Annotated in this window: 16 protein-coding genes and 1 pseudogene; 13 read left to right on the forward strand and 4 right to left on the reverse strand. The window is 37.2% G+C overall.

What is annotated here, in order from left to right; all coding sequences use genetic code 11:
• The first annotated feature begins 3 nt into the window (after nt 1-3).
• The 3 genes from LDB17_RS11390 (at nt 4) to LDB17_RS11400 (ending at nt 3,778) form a co-directional block, all read left to right on the forward strand.
• The gene (locus LDB17_RS11390; RefSeq protein ID WP_252637792.1) at nt 4-1,002 is read left to right on the forward strand and encodes a glycosyltransferase; all 999 of its coding nucleotides are present in this window, start codon (nt 4-6) and stop codon (nt 1,000-1,002) included.
• A gap of 38 nt (nt 1,003-1,040) precedes the next feature.
• Nucleotides 1,041-2,534: a glycoside hydrolase family 125 protein gene (locus tag LDB17_RS11395; protein WP_252637793.1), complete on the forward strand. Its 1,494-nt coding sequence runs from the start codon at nt 1,041-1,043 to the stop codon at nt 2,532-2,534.
• A gap of 254 nt (nt 2,535-2,788) precedes the next feature.
• The gene (locus LDB17_RS11400) at nt 2,789-3,778 is read left to right on the forward strand and encodes a PhoH family protein (RefSeq protein ID WP_252637794.1); all 990 of its coding nucleotides are present in this window, start codon (nt 2,789-2,791) and stop codon (nt 3,776-3,778) included.
• Between the two features lie 119 nt (nt 3,779-3,897).
• Here the strand turns inward: LDB17_RS11400 and LDB17_RS11405 are convergent, their stop codons facing one another.
• The 3 genes from LDB17_RS11405 to uvrB all read right to left on the reverse strand — a co-directional run bounded on the left by LDB17_RS11405 (nt 3,898) and on the right by uvrB (nt 7,233).
• Nucleotides 3,898-4,545: an NAD(P)-dependent oxidoreductase gene (locus LDB17_RS11405; RefSeq protein WP_252637795.1), complete on the reverse strand. Its 648-nt coding sequence runs from the start codon at nt 4,543-4,545 to the stop codon at nt 3,898-3,900.
• Between the two features lie 66 nt (nt 4,546-4,611).
• Nucleotides 4,612-4,848, reverse strand: coding sequence for a hypothetical protein (locus LDB17_RS11410; RefSeq protein ID WP_252637796.1), 237 nt, complete (start codon nt 4,846-4,848; stop codon nt 4,612-4,614).
• Nucleotides 4,849-5,211: 363 nt separating this feature from the next.
• Nucleotides 5,212-7,233: an excinuclease ABC subunit UvrB gene (gene uvrB / locus LDB17_RS11415; RefSeq protein ID WP_252637797.1), complete on the reverse strand. Its 2,022-nt coding sequence runs from the start codon at nt 7,231-7,233 to the stop codon at nt 5,212-5,214.
• Nucleotides 7,234-7,375: 142 nt separating this feature from the next.
• On the opposite strand from uvrB, the gene LDB17_RS11420 reads away from it, so the two are divergent.
• The 9 genes and pseudogenes from LDB17_RS11420 (at nt 7,376) to LDB17_RS11460 (ending at nt 17,461) form a co-directional block, all read left to right on the forward strand.
• Entirely contained in the window at nt 7,376-8,107 is a 732-nt protein-coding gene (locus LDB17_RS11420) for a 1-acyl-sn-glycerol-3-phosphate acyltransferase (RefSeq protein WP_252637798.1), read from the forward strand.
• A gap of 176 nt (nt 8,108-8,283) precedes the next feature.
• Nucleotides 8,284-10,035: a LysM peptidoglycan-binding domain-containing protein gene (locus tag LDB17_RS11425; protein WP_252637799.1), complete on the forward strand. Its 1,752-nt coding sequence runs from the start codon at nt 8,284-8,286 to the stop codon at nt 10,033-10,035.
• Nucleotides 10,036-10,761: a porin family protein gene (locus LDB17_RS11430; protein ID WP_252637800.1), complete on the forward strand. Its 726-nt coding sequence runs from the start codon at nt 10,036-10,038 to the stop codon at nt 10,759-10,761.
• A gap of 1 nt (nt 10,762) precedes the next feature.
• On the forward strand, nt 10,763-11,443 hold the full coding sequence (locus LDB17_RS11435) for a class I SAM-dependent methyltransferase (RefSeq protein WP_252637801.1): 681 nt from the start codon (nt 10,763-10,765) through the stop codon (nt 11,441-11,443).
• A gap of 11 nt (nt 11,444-11,454) precedes the next feature.
• Nucleotides 11,455-12,015 (forward strand): cob(I)yrinic acid a,c-diamide adenosyltransferase, encoded by a 561-nt coding sequence (locus tag LDB17_RS11440; protein ID WP_006841663.1) that lies wholly within the window; start codon nt 11,455-11,457, stop codon nt 12,013-12,015.
• 68 nt (nt 12,016-12,083) lie between these two features.
• Complete coding sequence (locus LDB17_RS11445; RefSeq protein ID WP_006800744.1) at nt 12,084-12,305, forward strand: DUF2795 domain-containing protein; 222 nt, start codon at nt 12,084-12,086, stop codon at nt 12,303-12,305.
• A gap of 298 nt (nt 12,306-12,603) precedes the next feature.
• A complete protein-coding gene (locus tag LDB17_RS11450; RefSeq protein ID WP_252637802.1) occupies nt 12,604-14,613 on the forward strand; it encodes a hypothetical protein in 2,010 nt (669 codons plus the stop codon).
• Nucleotides 14,614-14,945: 332 nt separating this feature from the next.
• Nucleotides 14,946-16,283, forward strand: a pseudogene (locus tag LDB17_RS11455) (dihydroorotase).
• A gap of 137 nt (nt 16,284-16,420) precedes the next feature.
• A complete protein-coding gene (locus tag LDB17_RS11460) occupies nt 16,421-17,461 on the forward strand; it encodes a linear amide C-N hydrolase (protein WP_252637804.1) in 1,041 nt (346 codons plus the stop codon).
• Nucleotides 17,462-17,527: 66 nt separating this feature from the next.
• Here LDB17_RS11460 and LDB17_RS11465 read toward each other — a convergent pair whose 3' ends face one another.
• Entirely contained in the window at nt 17,528-19,840 is a 2,313-nt protein-coding gene (locus tag LDB17_RS11465) for a BamA/TamA family outer membrane protein (protein WP_252637805.1), read from the reverse strand.
• A 251-nt stretch (nt 19,841-20,091) separates the two neighbouring features.
• Here LDB17_RS11465 and LDB17_RS11470 point away from each other — a divergent pair, with 251 nt between their 5' ends.
• Nucleotides 20,092-21,903 (forward strand): YgiQ family radical SAM protein, encoded by a 1,812-nt coding sequence (locus LDB17_RS11470; RefSeq protein ID WP_252637806.1) that lies wholly within the window; start codon nt 20,092-20,094, stop codon nt 21,901-21,903.
• Nucleotides 21,904-21,934 lie beyond the last annotated feature (31 nt).

Below are 21,934 nucleotides of genomic sequence, written 5' to 3' on the forward strand. Positions count from 1 at the left end.
GAGATGGAGCAGCCTAAAGTCAGTATTATTGTTCCTGTTCATAATGCGGGCAAATATCTTGAAAAATGTTTGACTTCTATTGTTAGCCAAACATTGAAAGAGATTGAGATCATCTTGGTTCTCGACTGCCCTACCGACGGGAGCAATAATATTGCGGAAGGTTTTGCTGCAAAAGATAAGAGAATAGTACTGATTTATAACAGCGAAAATCTGCATACAGGAATCAGCAGGAATAAAGGAATAGAAGCAGCCAAAGGAAAATACATCGGCTTCTTCGATCACGACGATTATTGCGAGCCTGATATGTATGAGTTGTTATATCAAAAAGCCGAAGAAGAACGTTTAGATGTTGTAAGGTGTAACTTTCTGTGTGTTTATAAAGTAAAATCCGAATATGTAGAAGAAGGATATAAATATCCCGATAATTCTGCAAATGTAACGGATAAAGAGTGGTTTTATGAAAATATATGCAGCGATAAAATTTCGTGCGTTATATGGAACCATCTGTATAAAGCTGATTTTCTGAAACAAAATGCGCTATCTTTCTTAGATTCAAGAAACATTTGTTCCGAAGACAGCATTTTTTTCATAAATGTATACGATAAAATAGATAAGATCGGGCTTGTTCCCGACTTTTTATATTATCATGTCTTTCATTCTAACAATACAGGGAAAGTATACGCTTATCGATCCATCAAAAATAGAATTGCATTTTTTGAAGAATTGTATAAATTCCTGAAAAGTAAAGGAATTGGCGAAAGCAAATGCAATGCTTTCCTATCCAGAAATGTAGTTCGCTCATTTTATAGTGCTTCTCGTCAAGCCATCCTGCTATTTCCTCTCCGGAAAGCATTTGGAGAGATTAATGCATTAAGAAAAAACAATCTGATAATGAGTCAGTTTAGATTCTTATATAAAAAAGAAAATCTATCTGCCTTATTAGAGATGAAACCGACTATTGTTATCTTCTCATTTTTGATTAAATTCGGTACCCGAAAATAGATTATTGATTAAATGTTTTTTAGAAACATGTACTAATTATGAAAAATAACTACATAAAAAAAGGGATCATAGGACTATGTCTAGCCAGTATGACAGCAATGTCGGCCGAAGCTAGTACCTTGATCAAATTAGAAAACAATACAGTTTTATCTCAAGATAACACTGCTATCAAAAAGGATGATCCTTACAAAAGCAATCGTCCTGCGGTAGACAAACGTCTATTCAAATCCAAAGCCGTAGAAAGCGAAATAGTACGCATCAAAAAAATGCTGAAAAATCAAAAACTGGCATGGATGTTTGAAAACTGTTTTCCGAATACACTTGACACAACTGTAAGGCATAGAAAGAGCAACGGAAAAGATGACACTGTCGTATATACAGGAGATATCCATGCGATGTGGCTACGTGATTCAGGAGCTCAGGTTTGGCCTTATGTACAGTTAGCAAATAGCGATCCTGAATTAAAAGCGATGTTGGCGGGAGTTATCCGCCGTCAGTTTAAATGCATAATCATCGACCCGTATGCAAATGCGTTTCTTGATCCGTATGATCCGAACCCCGATCATCAGTGGATGTCGGACGGTACAGCGATGAAGCCGGAATTGCACGAGCGCAAATGGGAAATTGACTCGCTATGCTACCCTATCCGCTTAGCATATCACTATTGGAAAACCACAGGTGATACAAGCATCTTCGATGAAGAATGGCTACAAGCAATCACACTGGTTTTACAAACATTTAAAGAACAACAACGCAAAGACGGTGTAGGTCCTTACTCTTTCCTTCGTGTAACAGACAGAGCGTTGGATACATTAAACAATGGAGGATTGGGTGCTCCGGTGAAGCCTGTAGGTTTAATCGTTTCTTCATTCCGTCCATCGGATGATGCAACCACTCTGCAATTCCTTGTACCATCTAACTTCTTTGCTGTATCTTCTCTCAGAAAAGCAGCCGAAATATTGACCAAGGTAAACAAAAAACCTGCCCAGGCTAAGGAGTGTAGCGCTCTTGCTCAGGAAGTAGAAACAGCATTAAAAGAACATGCCGTTTATAACCATCCGAAGTATGGTAAAATCTATGCATTCGAAGTTGATGGCTTTGGTAATCACCTATTGATGGACGATGCAAATGTTCCAAGCCTTTTGGCTATGCCATACTTGGGAGATGTAGATGCAAATGACCCTATCTACCAAAACACACGCAAATATGTGTGGAGCGAAGACAATCCTTATTTCTTCCGTGGAAAAGCGGGAGAAGGAATCGGAGGTCCGCATATCGGTTACGACATGGCATGGCCTATGAGTCTTATGATGAAAGCCTTTACAAGCAAGGATGATCAGGAAATAAAATGGTGCATAAAAATGCTGATAGACACCGATGCAAATACAGGATTTATGCATGAATCATTTAATGTAAATGATCCGAACAAATTTACTCGTGAATGGTTTGCTTGGCAAAACACTTTGTTTGGAGAGTTAATCCTCAAACTGGTAAAAGAAGGTAAAGTTGGCTTATTGAATGATATAAAATAAAACCAAAATTTTAATATTTAGAAAATCGTGTAAGTGAGACTTACACGATTTTTTGTTTTCTATAACAGCAATAATATTTTGCTTCAGCGTTTCTTTGAAACAAGAAAGATTGACTTTCCAAAATACATTTTTGTTTAAATTAAGAAAAACCTAAAATATTGAAGATTATAATTATATTTGTGAACCATTACATTATATAAAACCCGACTAACCAAATTAAAATCATTATGGTACTTTGTTGATAATTAAACTGAATGATAGAACAAATAATTATTTTAGAACACGTAGACCCTGTAGTCTTTTTCGGCATAAATAATTCCAATTTACAATTAATAAAAACGCTCTTTTCTAAATTACATATCGTTGCACGGGGAAACGCTATCAAAGTAACAGGAAATGCAGAAGATGTTCCTTTATTCGAAGAAAAGATCAGAGAGTTGGAGAAATTCTCTGTCGACCGAAATAAGCTAACTCAAGAAGACATTATAGATATCGTTAAAGGCAACTCTCCCAATGTTGTCAAGCAAGAGAATCTGATTATATACGGAGTGAATGGCAAGCCTATCTCTGCACGCACACCAAACCAACAGAATTTTGTAAATAGCTTTTATAAAAATGATATGGTATTTGGTATCGGTCCTGCGGGCTCGGGTAAGACATATACGGCAATCGCCTTGGCTGTAAAAGCATTGAAAAACAAAGAGGTAAAAAAGATTATTCTGAGTCGTCCTGCTGTTGAAGCCGGAGAAAAGCTTGGATTTCTGCCGGGAGATATGAAAGAAAAAATAGATCCCTATCTACAGCCACTGTATGATGCGCTGGAAGATATGATTGCTCCTGCCAAACTAAAAGACTATATTGAGAATAAAACAATACAGATTGCGCCCTTAGCCTTTATGCGTGGACGAACTCTAAGCGATGCAGTAATCATACTTGACGAAGCACAAAACACAACTGTACTTCAGATAAAAATGTTTCTGACACGCCTTGGGATGAATGCAAAGATGATTATAACAGGCGATGTTACTCAAATAGACCTTCCTACGTCTCAACAGTCAGGGCTTAAACATGCTTTACGGGTACTCAAAGACGTGAAAGGCATTGGTCATATTGAATTTGACAAAGCAGATATCGTCCGTCATAAACTGGTACAAAGAATTGTTGAAGCATACGAGAAAGAGGATAAACGAGAAAAAACCTTAGAGAAAAAAGAAAAGAAAGAGTATGATAAAAAAGAGGTATAACCTCTCCTAAAGGCTTTTATAGGTCATAAATAACGTCATATAGAATAAAAAACGGGTACAATGTAACATTAACATTGTACCCGTTCGGTATTTATAGTATAGTCGTGTATACTAAGCAATTAGTATCCTACAGTGTAATGCTGACGGGAGTGTTTTCTGTTTTCAACCTCATCAGCAACAACGATAGCCAAATCCTGAACAGAAATAGAAGCCGTGCCATCTCTCATAACAGGTTCATCTTTTCCCATTCTGAATCGGCCTGTTCGCCCTGTAGTTATATTTTCATTCATTTCTGTAGGTGGAGAAAGGTATACCCAATCCAGATATGTTTCTCGCCTCAGCTTATCAAAATGATCTCGTGACGCTTTTGCGCCTTCTTTCATTTTAGCGGGGAAATCATCAGTATCTACCAATTGAGTTCCTCCTATATATAGAGTCCCGGCATTGCCTACTACAAAATAGCGTCTGATATTTGCTGCACGAACCGCTTTTTGTATCGATTCATAACCATCAATATAATCGTTATAAAGATTCGGATTGTCCCAACCGGCATTATATGCAGATATTACCATCTGATTATTTCTTAATACTTCTGTAAGGGCATCTGTATCTTTGATATCAACACTCACAGCGGTTAGCTTATCATTCTTCACTGTGATTTTATCAGCATTTCGTGCAATCGCTGTCACTTCATGATCCCTCGACAACAATTCTTCTAATAGTTGAGAACCCACAAACCCGGTTGCCCCAATTAATGCTACTTTCATAATATATACAATTGATTTATAATGTTATTGAAAAAAATAATTACCCTTTATATTTTATCGCTCTTACTATCTGCGACCTATATTTTCGAGATAATTTTCTACTCTTTTGTTTCGCTCATCTTCGGTCAGACTGGCAGCCACTTCGATATGAGTTCTGTCATCAATTTTCAGCCATACTGTCTCTCCCATATCTTTCTTGTGTTCTTCTATTATTCTTCTTAACGTATCTTCCGGAGTCTGTCTTTCAGACCTTTTCATAGCAGTTCTTCTCCCTGCTTTAGGAGTTGTTTGTTGTACACTCATTTTATTTGATTTTTTAATTTAATTGTGCGATTAATGCAAATTTTTAAAGAAGCAGAATATTCTTCTACTTCACCAAAAATCACCTCACATGTAGTTTTGGAAAACTGTCATATTTATGTGAAATAGATAAATATAACACTTAAAGTGCAGATTTACAAATATTTTATAGAAACTTTACAAATAGCGAGGCAAAAGCATGATAAATAACAAATCTTAGACTTTACCAACACCGCCATACGCTAAGTTAATGAAAATAAAAAACTTAACAAAACGCTATTATTTTTCGGAGATTATATGAGATAAAATCGGTAGGAATAAAGAAATAATTAAGCGGCGGAAATACAAAAGAAAAAAGGAAGCTGATCACTTCCCTTTGCTTTTTAATTCATCTTCTAATTTAATCACCTGATCACGGTATTGAGCAGCTTCAAGAAATTCGAGTTTTTTAGCAGCCGCAGACATTTGCTTTTTTGCTTTTGCAATAGCTTTCTTTAGTTCCTCTGCACTCATATACTGCATCTGGTCTTCCGAAGCTATAGAAAGTATACTATCTTGACTGTATGGCTGAGGAATAGCTAATTCTTCCTCCTTACGCTGCGTAAAGACGGACGTGCGGGCTTTCTGTATTTGTTTAGGTACAATACCATGCTCCTCGTTATATGCCATCTGCTTCTCTCGTCGGCGATTGGTTTCATTGATAGTCTTTGCCATACTATCCGTAATCTTATCGGCATAGAAAATGACCTTTCCATTTACATTACGGGCAGCACGACCTACTGTCTGAGTGAGAGATCTATGTGAACGTAAAAAACCTTCTTTGTCAGCATCCAAGATTGCAACAAGCGAAACTTCGGGTAAGTCAAGCCCTTCACGCAGAAGGTTGACACCTACAAGTACATCAAATTCTCCCGTTCGCAAGCTATCCATAATCTGAATACGATCGAGGGTATCCACGTCGGAATGTATGTAGCTACAGCTTATTCCGTTGTTTGACAAATAATTCGTCAATTCTTCGGCCATACGTTTTGTAAGAGTTGTTACAAGTGTACGCTCATTCTGCTCAACACGCATTTGTATTTCTTCCATCAGATCATCAATCTGATTTAAACTCGGACGTACATCAATCGGAGGGTCTAAAAGACCAGTGGGACGAATCAATTGTTCGACAATTACCCCTTCTGATTTTAACAGCTCGTAATCGGCAGGCGTTGCGCTCACATAAATGGTTTGTGGTACAAGAGATTCAAACTCTTCAAACTTCAATGGCCTATTATCTAAAGCTGCAGGAAGACGAAAACCATATTCAACCAAGTTCTCCTTTCGGGAGTGGTCTCCTCCATACATAGCCCGTATTTGGGGAATCGTCACGTGACTTTCGTCAACTACTAAAAGAAAATCATCTGGGAAGAAATCCAGCAAGCAGAATGGACGTGTACCCGGTTTTCGATTATCAAAATAACGCGAATAGTTCTCTATACCCGAGCAATGTCCTACTTCACGGATCATTTCCAGATCATAAGTTACTCGTTCATAAAGGCGTTTAGCTTCCAACGGTTTTCCTATCGATTGAAAGAAATCTACTTGACGTCCCAGATCTATCTCAATTTCCCCAATTGCCCTATCCATACGGTCTTTGGTGGTTACGAATAGGTTTGCAGGATAAATCCTAAAATCATTATAGCTATCGATCTTTATTCCGGTGAGTGGATCGAGACATTCTATACTCTCTATCTCATCTCCCCAAAAAACAACCCTCACAATAGGATCTCCATAAGCAAGGAAAACATCCACTGTATCGCCCTTTACACGAAAATTACCGGCTTTGGGATCGACTTCGTTTCGTGAATACAGAGCGCTAACCAATGATCGGAGAAAAACATCACGCACAATTTTCTGTCCCACCTTTAAACTAATTGTAGAGCTTTCAAAGTCTTCGGGGTTCCCCATGCCATACAGGCAAGACACAGAAGATACAACAATTATATCACGACGACCCGATAAGAGAGACGTTGTAGTCGCCAGTCGCAACTTTTCTATCTCATCGTTGATAGATAAATCTTTCTCTATGTAGGTATTCGTAGACGGAATATATGCTTCCGGCTGATAATAGTCATAATATGAAACAAAGTATTCGACCGCATTATCGGGAAAGAATGTCTTAAACTCACTATACAACTGTGCGGCAAGTGTCTTATTATGGCTTAACACCAAGGTGGGCTTGTCTACATTTTGAATAACATTAGCTACCGTAAATGTTTTTCCTGAGCCGGTGACTCCCAACAATGTTTGAAACGGAATATTTTGTAAAACCCCTTCGGATAAAGCAGCTATCGCAGCCGGCTGGTCTCCTGTTGGGCTATAATTTGAAGTTAATTTAAAATCCATCTGTTATTTTCCTCTTTCCTAAATCAAAGATAACAAGAATTTTGCATTTATATTCTTAAATAAATAGGATTAACTACTCATGATGAAAAATGTATTCAAATTAAATAATGTATTTTTGTATTACAAACGGAATATTTTGAGTATGAAAAAAATTGTTCTATTCCTCTATGAGCTATTTATTTTTGCTCCTATCTTCATCTTAGCTACTATTGTCACGGCCGTAACCGTCATGATCGGATGTCTTGTCGGCAACAGGACTTTCTGGGGGTACTATCCTCCGAAATATTGGTCTAAACTTGCTTGCAGACTTGCTCTGTGTAAAATAAATGTTGTCAGAAACGGGAAACTGGATCCAAACAAATCATATATATTCGTACCAAACCACCAAGGGGCTTTCGATATATTCCTGATCTACGGGTATCTGAATCAAAATATAAAATGGGTTCAAAAACAAGAACTGCGTAAACTTCCTTTTGTAGGAAAAGCATCCGAGATTGCAGGGCATGTATTCGTAGATCAGTCCAACCTCAAATCGATGAAAGATACGATAGTAAAGGCTGAAGCTGAATTGAAAGAAGGGTCATCGATGGTGATCTTTCCCGAAGGTGCACGCACAAAAACAGGTAAGATGGGACGATTTAAAAGGGGGGCTTTCATTATTGCCAAAGAAATGAATCTGGAGATTGTTCCTGTAACCGTAAACGGACCTTACGACCTGATGAAAATAAATACATATTTCCTGAACCCTTGTAAACTGGAACTGATAATACACGAGCCGATCTCGACAAAAGATTTGAATGAAGACAATATGTCTGAATTTATAGATAACTGCCGGGAGATTGTATATTCGGGACTTTGGGAAAAATATAAATAATTAAACTTTAAAGAACTATACAAAAATTAGAACCGTTGTAGAAACGCTTCTACAAGCAACCCTGAAGCCTAATAAATGTTAGAAAATTAATTCATAATAAACATCACGACAGGAAATAACAAGATAACATTCATTTTTTTGTACTTTTGCGATTAACCATATAACAATATTTAGAAATGAAATTGAAGCTTATATTATTTTTATCATTCATACTGATAGCTTGTCATTCAAGCCTTTCGTATGCATATAATACATCAATTTCCGTTACTCAAACACCGAAGGATGAAATTACCACTTATACTGTAGCCAAAGGAGAGACTGTATATTCTATTGCTGCCGCACATAATACTTCCGTACAGCAAATATATAAGTTGAACCCCAAGGCCGAACAAGGCATTAAAGCTGGTGACAAACTTCTGCTATCGAAAGCGAAAGCCGTAGCAAGTTACAGCAACCACCTGATAGAAGCAAAAGAGACGCTGTTTTCGGTTTCACGCCTCTATAAAATATCGGTAGATGACCTGAAAAATGCAAACCCCGGACTTACTGAAAGTACTTTCAGCATAGGTAAGACCATCCGAATTCCGATGTTTGGAGGAAGCTCTTCTACTTCAAACTATGCCGGACAAGCTGCAAGCAGGTCAAACAAAGAATATAAGGTACAAAAGAAAGAAACACTATATAGCATTGGAAAAGCAAACAATGTAAGCGTTGAAGCTTTATTGGATGCCAATCCATCACTCAGAACAGAGGGATTAAGAAACGGTATGACAATAATCATACCTACCGGTGAAGCCACATCTAAAAACAACTTATCGCAAACAAACAACACCCGAAAAAGCGAAGCTCCTCGTGCTACGAAAGGCGAAACCGTAAGAGTAGGTATTCTCTTGCCATTCACAGACAACAGCGGAAGTATATCGAAAGACAAGCTTGCCGAGTACTACGAAGGGTTCTTACTGGCAGTGAAAGACCTGAAAAGCAAGGGACTGAATGCTGAGATATATACATTCGATACTGGTTCTGAAAAAAACACCAAAAGACTTGAAAGCCTCTTGGAAACAAATGAGATGAAAAACATGCACCTCATTATAGGAGGAGTATCGAAACAACAGATAGACGCCTTAGTCAAATTCTCTAAGAAAACAGGCATAAAGTATGTGATACCTTTTGGCTCTTCGAGCGAGATTACAGGCACACCTCTGCTATTCCAAATGACGTCATCGCATTCATCATTGTATCCTGAAGTGACTTCTGCTTTTGTAAAAAGATTCAGAAATTACAATATAATCTTCGTGTCGGAAGATGGCTCAAATAATGATAAAATAGATTTTGTAAACGATCTAAAGAAAAGCCTCAGCAAGGCGGGAATTCCATCAAAGACAATCACAAAATCGAGCAATTTGGGCGAAGACCTCAAAGCTGCTACAAATGCTACAAACAATATAATCGTACCGACATCTTCTTCCGAAGCAACATTAAGAAGAATAACAGCAGTGCTGAATGTTTCGAATGATACCTCGTTCAGCCTCTTTGGTTATCCCGAATGGCAGGTGTATAACAGTCAGGTAGAAAATCTCCATAAATATGATGCGTACATTTACAGTATATTCTTCCTCAACGAACAGCAAAATGCTGTGCAAAACTTTGCGGATGACTACAAACAGTGGTACAATAAGAATCTGATTAACTCGTTCCCTAAATGGGGATATCTTGGATATGATACAGGTCTTTACTTCTTAACTGCACTAAAACAGTATGGAAGTTCTTTCGAAGATAATATATCCAAAATAAATGTACCTACATTACAGTCTTGCATTTACTTCGAAAAAGTAAATGAAAAAAATGGAGGGTATGTAAACAACGGTATATACTTTATCCACTATAAAGATAATTCCAGTCTCGAAAAAATAGATATCACTGATTAAATGGTAAATAGATATTTATTATTATTGCTTCTACCTTTTATTTTTGGTTCATTTATGTATGGACAAAATAAAGACTTCAAACCTGAGTGGAACATAGGCGTAGGATTCGGACCCACATTTTCATCTGTGGATTTTCAATCCGTCCCAAACTCTGAAAACGCCAACAAGATGCGCATTTCGACAAAAAACCAGATGCAGTATCACGGAGGTATAGCTATACGATACATCTCTGAAAAAAACATCGGTATCATTGCTGAGCTCAACTATAGTCAGGAAGGTTGGGAACAAAATTTCAGCAAGAATGACGCATTTGCAAATTTAGGTTTTGAACATTCTCACCAATTAAATTATTTTGAATTACCCGTACTCACGCATATCTACTTCGGAAACAAAGTACGCTTCTTTTTCAATCTGGGACCTAAAATTGGATTTCTGATAAGTGACAGTGAGAAAATAAACGACAAACTCGAAAACTATTTGGCTAGCGGAGTTTCTCCGTCATTCGAAACCAACCAATATTATCGTATGGCTGAGAATAAAATCGATTATGCCTTAATGGCAGGTCTCGGACTAGAATTCCGTACGGGTATCGGTAATTTTGCTTTGGAAGGAAGATACTCTTTCGGATTAGGAGATATTTATAAAAGCAGCAAGGCCGACTACTTTTCCAGATCGGCAAACAGAGTTATTTACGGTAAGTTAACCTATTACGTCAAGCTATTCTGATATGCCACGCATATACAAGCTCTCGAAAGCAGGGTTAAAAATACTTTATAAGATACGCCATCATAGAGGTCATGGTATACATTCTCCCTTTGTTTTCAACCTGATAAATAAAGTAATTGAAGAAAAAACACCTTATCATATCTATGATGATATAAGAACCATTATAGATCCTTATGTTTTTTTGCACTTGAAGAAGTACAACTTACTTTTATTTCGATTGGTTAATTATTTCAATGCAGAGAGAATACTCGAAATAGGTGCAGGATATGGAGTGAATACACTTTGTATGACGGCACCATCGAGCAATACAAAGTGTATAAGTATAGAAACAAGCGAGAGAAAATATAGTATTGCCAAACGTTTATACAGTGAATGGAACAGAAATATAGAGTTATTGACGAATCCACAGCTACCCGAACTACAAGAAAAGCAAGACTGTATTCTTATCGATTTAAACAACTATAGTCTCTTACCATCAGATGTTTGTAGATACTTGGATGATATTTGTCACGAAAAAACATTTATAATTGTAAGAGGCATAAGAACAAATAGACGCAACCAAGCGTTATGGAAATGCATCGCAAGCATGGATAGCAGAACAGTAATACTGGACTTATTCAACATTGGTATTGTATTTTTTGACAATACTCTTTACCGATGGGAATATAAAATCAGTTTTTAAACTAAACGAAAATGAAGAAAAGTGGCATATATACGAAAACCGGAGACAAAGGAACAACTTCCCTTGTAGGAGGTAAACGTGTGATAAAGGCTCATGTGAGGCTTGATGCATATGGTACGACGGATGAGCTCAATTCGTTTGTCGGGTTTCTTACAGAAAAGATAGAAGATGAGCACGACTTGAAAATATTATCTTTTATTCAGCATAAGTTGTTTACTGTAGGATCTTATCTGGCAACGGAGACAGAAGCCATGCCACCCAAAGCAGCCAGCATCATTACAGACAAAGATATAGCCACCCTCGAGAATGAAATGGACAGGATGGATAGCGAGCTACCTCAGTTGAGGCAATTTGTCTTACCGGGAGGAAGCGAATCGGCTGCACGGGCACATATCTGCCGTACCGTTTGCCGACGTGCTGAGCGTTGCGTATACAAAGTGAAGGAAGAATATCCGGTGGATGATCTGGTCTTAATGTTCATAAACAGGCTCTCCGACTACTTTTTCTTACTCGCTAGAAAAGAGAGCAATAAGAAAGGAAATGAAATATTTTGGAATCAGGCTTTGATATAAGAAATATTGTTATATTTTTGCGGAAAATATAAGCAAACTGGCAAAAAATAAAAATAAATAAAAATATTATGTACTGGACACTAGAATTGGCATCTAAACTAGAAGATGCACCATGGCCTGCAACAAAAGAGGAGTTGATTGACTATGCCCAACGTTCGGGTGCACCTCTTGAAGTAATAGAAAATCTACAGGAAATTGAGGATGAAGATGAAATCTTTGATACCATCGAAGACATCTGGCCTGATTATCCAAGCAAAGAAGATTTCTTTTTTAACGAGGATGAGTATTAAGCTCCACACGTTGTAAAAGGTTATAAAAACAAATAAAAAAGAGATTAGGGTAGTTTGTAATTACTCTAATCTCTTTTTTTTTGTATCTTTTATGGTGCCTCTATGTAATAGTAAAACATGGAATGAGATAACCTCAACGTTAAATGATAATGGTTTCAGAACTCGTAAAAGCTGTATGTTTGGAATGATACAAGTGATGAGGTGCTATGAAAGGTATAAATAGTATATTTCTTTATCTATAATATGAAATTAAAGGTAATGTGCTAACTTTGAAAACACATAAAATTATATAAATGTAATGGAAGTACCTGTTGAAAATATTGTTGAATCTGTTGACCTAACTCCAAATGACGCACTTCTGCCACTTTATGAATGTGTCGTAAATTCTATCATTGCGTTAAAGAAAGGCAATATACCTCTTGGTGAAAGAAAAATTCAGATAAAAATAATACGAGGTGCCTTACCTACAGAACCTGATATCACGGGGTCTAAAATGATAAAAGATATTGTCGTAACAGATAACGGACAAGGATTTAATGAGGAAAATTTTCAATCATTTGAAACTCCATTTAGTAAAGTAAATAAATCTTTTGGATGTAAAGGCGTTGGTCGCTTTACTGCATTAGCTGCATTTGAGAAAATCAAAGTAGAGAGCAACTTTTTTGAAAATGGGAAGTGGATGGATAGGAGCTTTGAATTTGATGCCTGCAATGAAATTGTAAAAAAAACTATTGAAGAATCTAAATTAAAGGAAAATAAGACATCTGTTAGTTTAATTGGTTGTTTTAATCCTGTTATAAAAGAAAAAACAGCCAAAACGTTAGAAGAAATATCTACTTCAATAATGAATCATTGTCTTATATATTATCTGTGCAATGATTTCCCTCGGATAGAGTTGTTAGATATTGACGGTGAAGAAATTAAAGGAGAAGTTATTAATGAATTGTTTGATAAGGTATCGAAAGAAAGAGAAAGAGATTTTACAATTGACAATTATTCATTCAAGGCATACATCCTAAAAACATTGAAGGGTAGGAATCGAAAAAATCACTATATACACTACTGTGCCAATTCAAGAGTTGTCAATAATGGTCGAAACATAGCAAATGTAAATAGCTTATTCAGCTTTCCTCTAACAGTGAATGGAAACTCATATTTTATTGATGTATATGTTGTATCTGATTATCTTGATAAAACTGCATATCGCACAAGAAATGGGTTTAAAATACCTATGGAGAGAGGAAACAATATATTTGGAGATAATCAGCCATCTTTTCAAGAAATAGAACAAATTTTGTCTTCTATTTTAGAAGAAGAGTATAGTGATTTCATTAAAGATGCAAAAACAAAAAACATTAAAGAAATAGAAGATTATGTTATAAATTCTGCTCCTCGTTATAGAAGTTTGCTCAAAAATGAGTCATTAATAAAATCAATTCCTTTTGGTTTATCTGATGATAAAAAAGAAGAATATCTATACAAAATATCATATGATGAACGTAGAAGACTTGAAAAAAATATCCAAAATTTTGTTGCTAATAAAAATATTTCAGAAGCAAGTATTGAAGATATTAAAGAACAAATAAAAGAGAAAACAGCTTATGATTCAGATAGCTTAGCAGACTATATGATACGAAGAAAAGCAGTAATCAATCTATTTGATAAATTCTTAGAAGCAGATGAAGGTGGTGATTATAAATTAGAAGAAGATATCCATAATTTGATATTTCCGATGGGAATATTTAATAGTGAAGCGTCATACGAAGCACATAATCTGTGGTTATTAGATGAAAGATTTGTAAATTATCATTTTATTGCATCAGATAAATCTATAACATCAGTTTCCCAGAAAAAGAGCAGGAAAGAACCTGATTTATTAATGTTTGACAATCCAATTTGCTTTGGAGCAAGCAATGCAGGAGAGGTGTCCTCCATGGTTATTTTTGAATTTAAAAGACCAGGAGAAACTGCTCATCAAAAAAGAAAAACTGATTATCGTTGGGAGTTCTCAGAGTTGGTTGAAAAATATTTTGATGATTTTTTATATACAGAAGACAAACGGAATTATAAAGGGAAGCAGGTTATTGTAAAACAAACGACCCCTAAGTTTGGCTATATCGTGGTTGATGTTATACCTAAAAGTTTAGAAGAATATAATCTTAGAAAAGGATGGAAAAAGACACCATTTGGCTCATTTTTCAAAATTACGGAAGGAGAAAATTTGCATTTAGAAGTATTAACGTTCAGAAAACTGTTAGATTTTGCAGAGCAACGGCACAGTCCTTTTTTCAATAAACTCTTTTCATGAGATAATCAAACATCAAATTGCCACGCATTTATCAATATTTTGCAAATGCTATAAGTTTCACTAGAAGACATTCTTATAAATGGTAATAAACTGATATTATGAGCTTTATTAATCATAAATAAATTCTTTAAAAAAAAATGAGTATCACACTCCGCAAGTTGCAAAAGGCTATATTCCAAACTATGAAAAATCAGAATAGCTAATAAAATACACATACCCCTTACCTCCATCGCATAATCTAAATTCTATTACGATTTATTTCACTGATAGTAATTTGCAACTTCCTTTCAATAATATTCCTTTTTCTTATCTTTGCAAGAAATATCTCCAATATGATACTAATACATAAAGCCACCATTATCAACGAAGGAACTTCATTTGTAGGCTCCGTATTGATAGAAAAAGACATTATATCTGAAATATATAGATCGGAAGAAGTTCCTGAAACAATTCTCAACAAAGCAACAGTAATAGACGCCAAAGACTTATGGTTGCTTCCGGGAGTAATAGACGATCAGGTGCACTTTCGTGAGCCGGGACTAACTCACAAGGGAGATATTGCGAGCGAAAGCCGTGCTGCGATAGCAGGTGGAGTAACGTCATTTATGGAAATGCCAAACACAAACCCGCAAACGACAACCATAGAATTACTAGAACAAAAGTTTGAGATAGGCGCACAAAAGTCCTACGCAAACTACTCCTTCTATATGGGTGCTACAAACGACAACCTCGCCGAGCTAAAGAAGGTAAACCAAAAAGAAGTGTGTGGTGTAAAAGTCTTTATGTGATCGTCAACCGGCAATATGCTTGTAGATGATAAGAAAGTATTACAAGCTATTTTTGCCGAAATAGATATGCTCATTGCTACACATTGCGAAAAAGAAGAGATCATCAGAGAAAATCTGGCAAAATATAAAGCAGAATTCGGCGAAGATATACCAATTCAGTACCACCCGCTCATCCGTAGCGCAGAGGCATGTTATCGCTCTTCTGCCGAAGCCATCGAATTAGCGGATAAGTATCAGACCCGTCTGCATATTCTTCACCTTTCCACCGAGAAAGAAATCAGCTTGTTTGACATCAAACCTCTTACAGAAAAGAAAATAACAGGAGAAGTGTGCGTACATCACCTTTGGTTTTCGGACGAAGACTATTCAAAGTACGGCACGCGCATAAAGTGGAACCCTTCGGTAAAGACAAGGCAAGACAGAGGTGCTCTTATGCAAGGCCTGCTAAAAGGAAAGCTAGATGTGATAGCAACAGATCACGCTCCGCATCTGATAGAAGAAAAAGTAGGAGGAGCCTCGAAAGCAGCATCGGGAGGACCATTGGTTCAACACTCATTGCAGATGATGCTGGAACTATCTAAAAAAGGCAAAATATCAAAAGAGCAGGTTGTAAATAAGATGTGTCATGCTCCTGCCATAATGTTCCAAATATATAAACGAGGATACATCCGCAAAGGGTACTTTGCAGACCTTGTACTCGTAAACCCCAATAAGCCATATACGATTACTCGAGATAATATTTTGTATAAATGCAAATGGGCTCCACTAGAGGGTGAGACAATGTCTACCACGATAGAAAAAACATTCTTGAACGGAAAAATTGCATTCGAAAACGGAGTGGTGAACGAAGTAAGAGGCGAAATGTTGAAGTTTGATCGATAACTTCTATTCACTCAAAAAAAATCGTTCAAAAAAGAGAAAGCATAAGATCACTAGGATAAAATAGGGATAATACGAAACTTTCATTTAAGTTAAATTGTTAAATAGAGAGTAATTCACTCATAAACTTCAATCTAATTATGAAAAAGTTTGGTATTGTTCTTAGCTTCATTCTTGCGCTTCAGTTTGGCAGAATAGATGCTTGTACACGAGTTGTTTATCAAGGCCCAAACAACACGATCCTCACAGCCCGTTCTATGGACTGGAAAGAGGACAGCCGTAGCAACCTATGGATATTCCCAAGAGGAATGGAACGTAGTGGCGAGGTGGGCAAAAACCCTATGAAATGGACTTCAAAGTATGGCAGTGTTATAGCCTCTGCCTATGATATCTGTAGCACCGACGGCATGAATGAGAAGGGATTGGTAGCCAATCTTCTTTGGTTAGCTGAATCTTCGTATCCGAATTGGGACGGCAAGAAGCCTGCATTGTCAATCGCCGCTTGGGTGCAATATATGCTCGACAACTTCGGGACAGTAAGCGAAGCCGTTACAGCAATGGAGAAGAGAGATTTCGAAGTCATATCCGACATGATGCATGATGGTTCTCGTATGGCTACTTTACACTTATCTATATCGGATGCCACAGGCGATAATGCTATATTTGAGTATATCAACGGAGAATTGAAAATACACCACGACAGATCGTATCAGGTAATGACCAATTCGCCTGTTTTTGATCAGCAATTGGCATTAAACGATTACTGGAAAAATATTGGAGGACTAACATTCCTTCCCGGCACAAACCGTGCAGCAGACCGTTTTGTAAGAGCATCTTATTATATCAACACTATCCCTCAAACAGACGATACACGTATCGCTGTGGCCAGTGTATTTAGTGTTATTCGCAACGCTTCTGTTCCTTATGGCATAACTACACCGAATGAGCCGAATATTTCTTCTACAAGATGGAGAACAGTTTCGGATCAGAAGAACAAAGTGTATTATTTCGAATCGACTTTATACCCCAATGTTGTTTGGGTTGATTTCAAAGACATAAATTTTTCGGAAAAAGCTCCGGTAAAGATGCTGGATTTGGTAAACGGAAATTCCTATTCAGGAAATACAATCAAAGATTTTGTAGATGCCAAGCCTTTCAAATTTCAAGGAATAGATAACTAATACGTAAGACTGAACATAAACAACAAAGCCAATCCGTTACGATTGGCTTTGTTGTTTATATATTATTTAGAATGGATATCCTATACCAAAATGCCATGCCATGCGATTCAATCGTGGCTTGAACAACACAAATCGTTCAGACTGTAAAAGCCCCGGATCATAAGCTTTCATCCCTGTATCGAAACGCAATAACAGAAAACTCAAATCTAAGCGAATACCCAATCCGTACGAAACCGCAATCTCTTTATAAAAGTTCTTGAACTGGAATTGCCCTCCGGGTTGAGTTTCATAATTCTTTAAAGTCCAAACATTACCGGCATCAATAAACTGAGCAAATTCGAAAAGAGGAGTCAGCTTATATCTATTCTCTATACTAAACTCCAGTTTCATATCTCCTGTCTGATTTACAAAATCACTCTCTGTTTTTTCAGCACGTCTATAAGATCCCGGGCCAAGAGATCGGGTACTCCACCCTCTGATACTATTTGCTCCACCGGCAAAAAATCTCCTTTCGAAAGGCAAAACATCCGAATTACCGTAAGGGTGAGCTAAACCGAGCCCGACACGATAAGCCAATGAATGTATTTTTGAGAAATAAAAAGTTCGGGAATATTCTACACTACCTTTTATATATTCGGCGTATGCAACACCCAATATCTTTTTCTGCCCTGTTTCCTGATCAACTTTTGCTCCATTCAGAGTGGTAACAAATCGAGGCAACCCTCCCGCAAATTCAATAGAACTGCGAATAGCATATGTCGGATAAAGTGCATTCAATCGCCGTGCATTCACCAGCGTAATGCTATATGCCATGCGTGAAACGAGCTGATCTCGATAACTCTCTCGTAGCAAGGCATTCTTGTCATCGTCAAGATACTTTTTAAAATCGTCAGACATACTAGGCATCCGCATGAAGTTAATATCAAACAGATCAAGAGTGTGCCGCAATCTATTTTTGTATGTAGACCAACCATAGTTCAATGAGGTATTGAAAAACTGACGTGTATATTCCTTACGATGCTGATTGGTAAGACCAACGGAAACTCTGGTAGAAGCGGAGGGCTGTTCTCTCCAACTCTTTTTCAACCAAGGGAATAAGAACATCGGAAAAGTAAGTCCGGTCTCTATCCCATACTCGTAAAAGTTTTGATTCAACAAGTCATTCTTCTCCTTGCCGGCAATAAATTCATAGGCTCCTTTCAGTTTTATATTAAACTGCTCTCCTCCATTAAAAAGATTCTGGTGTTGATATGTTATACTTGGCGCAATACCAATATCTCCAGCCGAATTAGTACCGTCAAGTCCAGCCTTAAACCAATGGGCATTAGCCGGTAGTAGGACTATCGTTGCATCCAGCAAATGGGTGCTATCTTGCGGAGATGGAGATACAGATATATTCGCCTGCTTTATTGCTCCCATTTTGGTATATGCCTCGTATGTGCCATTCAGAGCCATGTCTGAAAAGTAGCTTCCTTTACGCAGATAATTATTTCGAACAATGGTAGAACTTCGTAAAAAATTATTTCGTCCCCTGATAATTTTTATTCCTTTATAGTCCACAGTATCTGCATTCCTGAAAAACCACCTGTTTGCACTCACCAACCCATCATTTTGCCCTCTTGCATCAGCAGTTGAATTTAAGCCGGATATTATCGTTACATTGTTTATTTTATAACGGGGGTAAGGTAAACTATCTTTTGCAGGGTACACATCCAGAAATAAATCTACCTGATGTGAGTTGAGTGTAGAATCCACTTTGAAATAGAGATATTCTTTCGAAAAGTTATAATAACCCACATTTCGCATTATGCTATTCACTCTTTGCCTTTCTTCCTCAAGGAGCTCCATATCAAACATATCCCCAGAGGTTATGTAAGGTTTCATTGGGATACGTGTCAAAATGCGAGTCATAGTGGTATCGCTAAGTGTATATTTATAGTCACGCACAGTATAGGGTTTACCTCCTTTAAGGTCGTACGTTACAGATATTTTCTTCCCTTTTATCTTCAATATAGTATCTGCCTCGGCATTCAAATATCCTTGGTTATTCAACTGTTTAAGAAGTTGGTTCCTTGATTGCCAGGTTTGCCCCGAGCTATATATTACAGGAGGTGCTCCTAGTTTACGGATATTCCTATTTATCCATGAAGAATCGCTCCCAGCTATATTGTAGATTTTTAGGGTTACCTTTCCCAAAAGGGGGAGCGTTGTGTTTGGTTGTTGCCGAACAAAATCTTCCAAGTCTGAAGTTGCATTCTTTGTATCATGCTTTATGGTAAAATCATCCAACAAATAGCTTCCGTCCGGAATGTTTTTGGTAGTAGAACATGCCGTAAGAATTAAAACAAGGATAAATGATATGGATAAAACTTTTTTCATTACAAATATTAACATACAACAAAGATATAATGTTTAATAAATAGATAACATTAAAATACTAAATTTCATTTATTGTGACCATGTTATCTATAATAAAAGCTGAAAGAATCGTGTTCTTTTGATGACAATTTCCCTTTCTTCAAGAAAATGAAAATAAAGCTATCTGGGATATAAAGATGAATAAATAAAATGTTAAGAATCATTCTTAAAAATACCTCAACTATAAAAAAACAATACCTTTGCATCTGATTATGAAAGAATATCGTCTTACTGACTGGTTACCTACAACAAAAAAAGAGATTGACCTCAGAGGATGGGATGAACTCGACGTTATCCTTTTCTCGGGAGATGCATATATAGATCACCCCTCTTTTGGAGCTGCTGTGATCGGCCGCATTCTAGAAGCCGAGGGGCTAAAAGTGGCAATCGTACCCCAACCTAACTGGCGGGACGATTTGCGTGATTTTAAAAAATTAGGTAAGCCTCGCCTTTTCTTCGGAGTAACAGCCGGAGCAATGGACTCGATGATCAATCATTATACGGCAAACAAACGACTACGGTCTGATGATGCTTATACACCCGATGGCAGAGCTGACATGCGACCAGATAGACCTTCGATTGTATACACCAATATTCTAAAAGAAATTTTCCCCGATATCCCTGTCCTTCTAGGAGGGATAGAAGCATCACTGCGCCGGGTAACACATTATGATTATTGGGACGATAAACTTCATAAGTCAATATTAGTAGATTCCAAAGCCGACCTGTTGGTATATGGAATGGGAGAGCTACCTCTGAGAGCTATAATCGGGGAACTAAAGAGCGGCAAATCGATAAAAGACCTGAAAGATATTCCACAGACTGCTTATTTGTTGGACAAAACGCCGGATGGAAAGGAAAAGGATATCTATCTTTTTTCACACGAAGAATGCTTGTCAGAAAAACTGAACCAAGCAAAAAACTTCAAGATTGTAGAAGAACAATCAAATATGATAAATGCTTCCCGCATCATTCAAAAATGTGGTGAGCAGTCTGTCATTATTAACCCACCCTACCCTCCGATGTCGGAAAAAGAGGTGGACGCTTCGTTTGATCTTCCATATACACGCCTACCCCATCCCAAATATAAGGGAAAGACAATTCCGGCTTTCGAGATGATAAAATTCTCGGTCAATATGCACCGTGGATGTTTTGGAGGCTGTGCATTTTGCACCATATCAGCCCATCAGGGTAAATTTATCGCTTCACGATCTAAGGAATCTATACTCAAAGAGGTAAAGGAAATAACAGACATGCCCGATTTCAAAGGCTACCTAAGTGACCTTGGAGGCCCTTCTGCAAACATGTATAAGATGAAAGGTAAAGATGAAAACATCTGTGCAAAATGTAAACGCCCGTCATGTATTCATCCCAAAATATGTAAGAATTTGAATGTAGATCATTCTCATCTTTTAGAAATATACAAGGCTGTAGATAAAATACCTAAGATAAAGAAATCATTTATTGGTAGCGGGGTACGTTACGATATGTTACTGCATCGGAATGAAGATGATAGGCTAAATAAGATATCTGAAGAGTACACCAAAGAACTGATTGTAAATCACGTATCAGGACGTCTTAAAGTTGCTCCGGAACATACATCCGACAAAGTGCTCAGCTATATGCGCAAGCCGAGCTTTGAGCAGTTTTACACTTTTCAGAAAATATTTGAGAAAATAAATAAAGAGTCGGGACTCAAGCAACAGCTCATTCCTTATTTTATATCTTCACACCCCGGGTGTACAGAGATAGATATGGCAGAGCTGGCCGTTGCGACGAAGCCTTTGGGGTTCAAACTGGAACAAATACAGGATTTCACCCCATCTCCTATGACCGTAGCTACAGAGATATACTATACAGGCTATCATCCATATACGCTGGAAAAAATATATACAGCACGGACAAAAGAACAAAAATTGGCACAACGTCAATTCTTCTTTTGGTATGATAAAGGCTACCGTCCGCAAATCATAAAAGAATTAAAGAGATTGAAAAGAGAAGATCTTTTAAAAAGGTTGTATTAAGACCTACATAGAATTATTTACTTTAGTAATA

The sequence above is a fragment of the Dysgonomonas sp. Shenzhen-Wh21 genome, assembly GCF_043392705.1.
GTDB lineage: Bacteria > Bacteroidota > Bacteroidia > Bacteroidales > Dysgonomonadaceae > Dysgonomonas.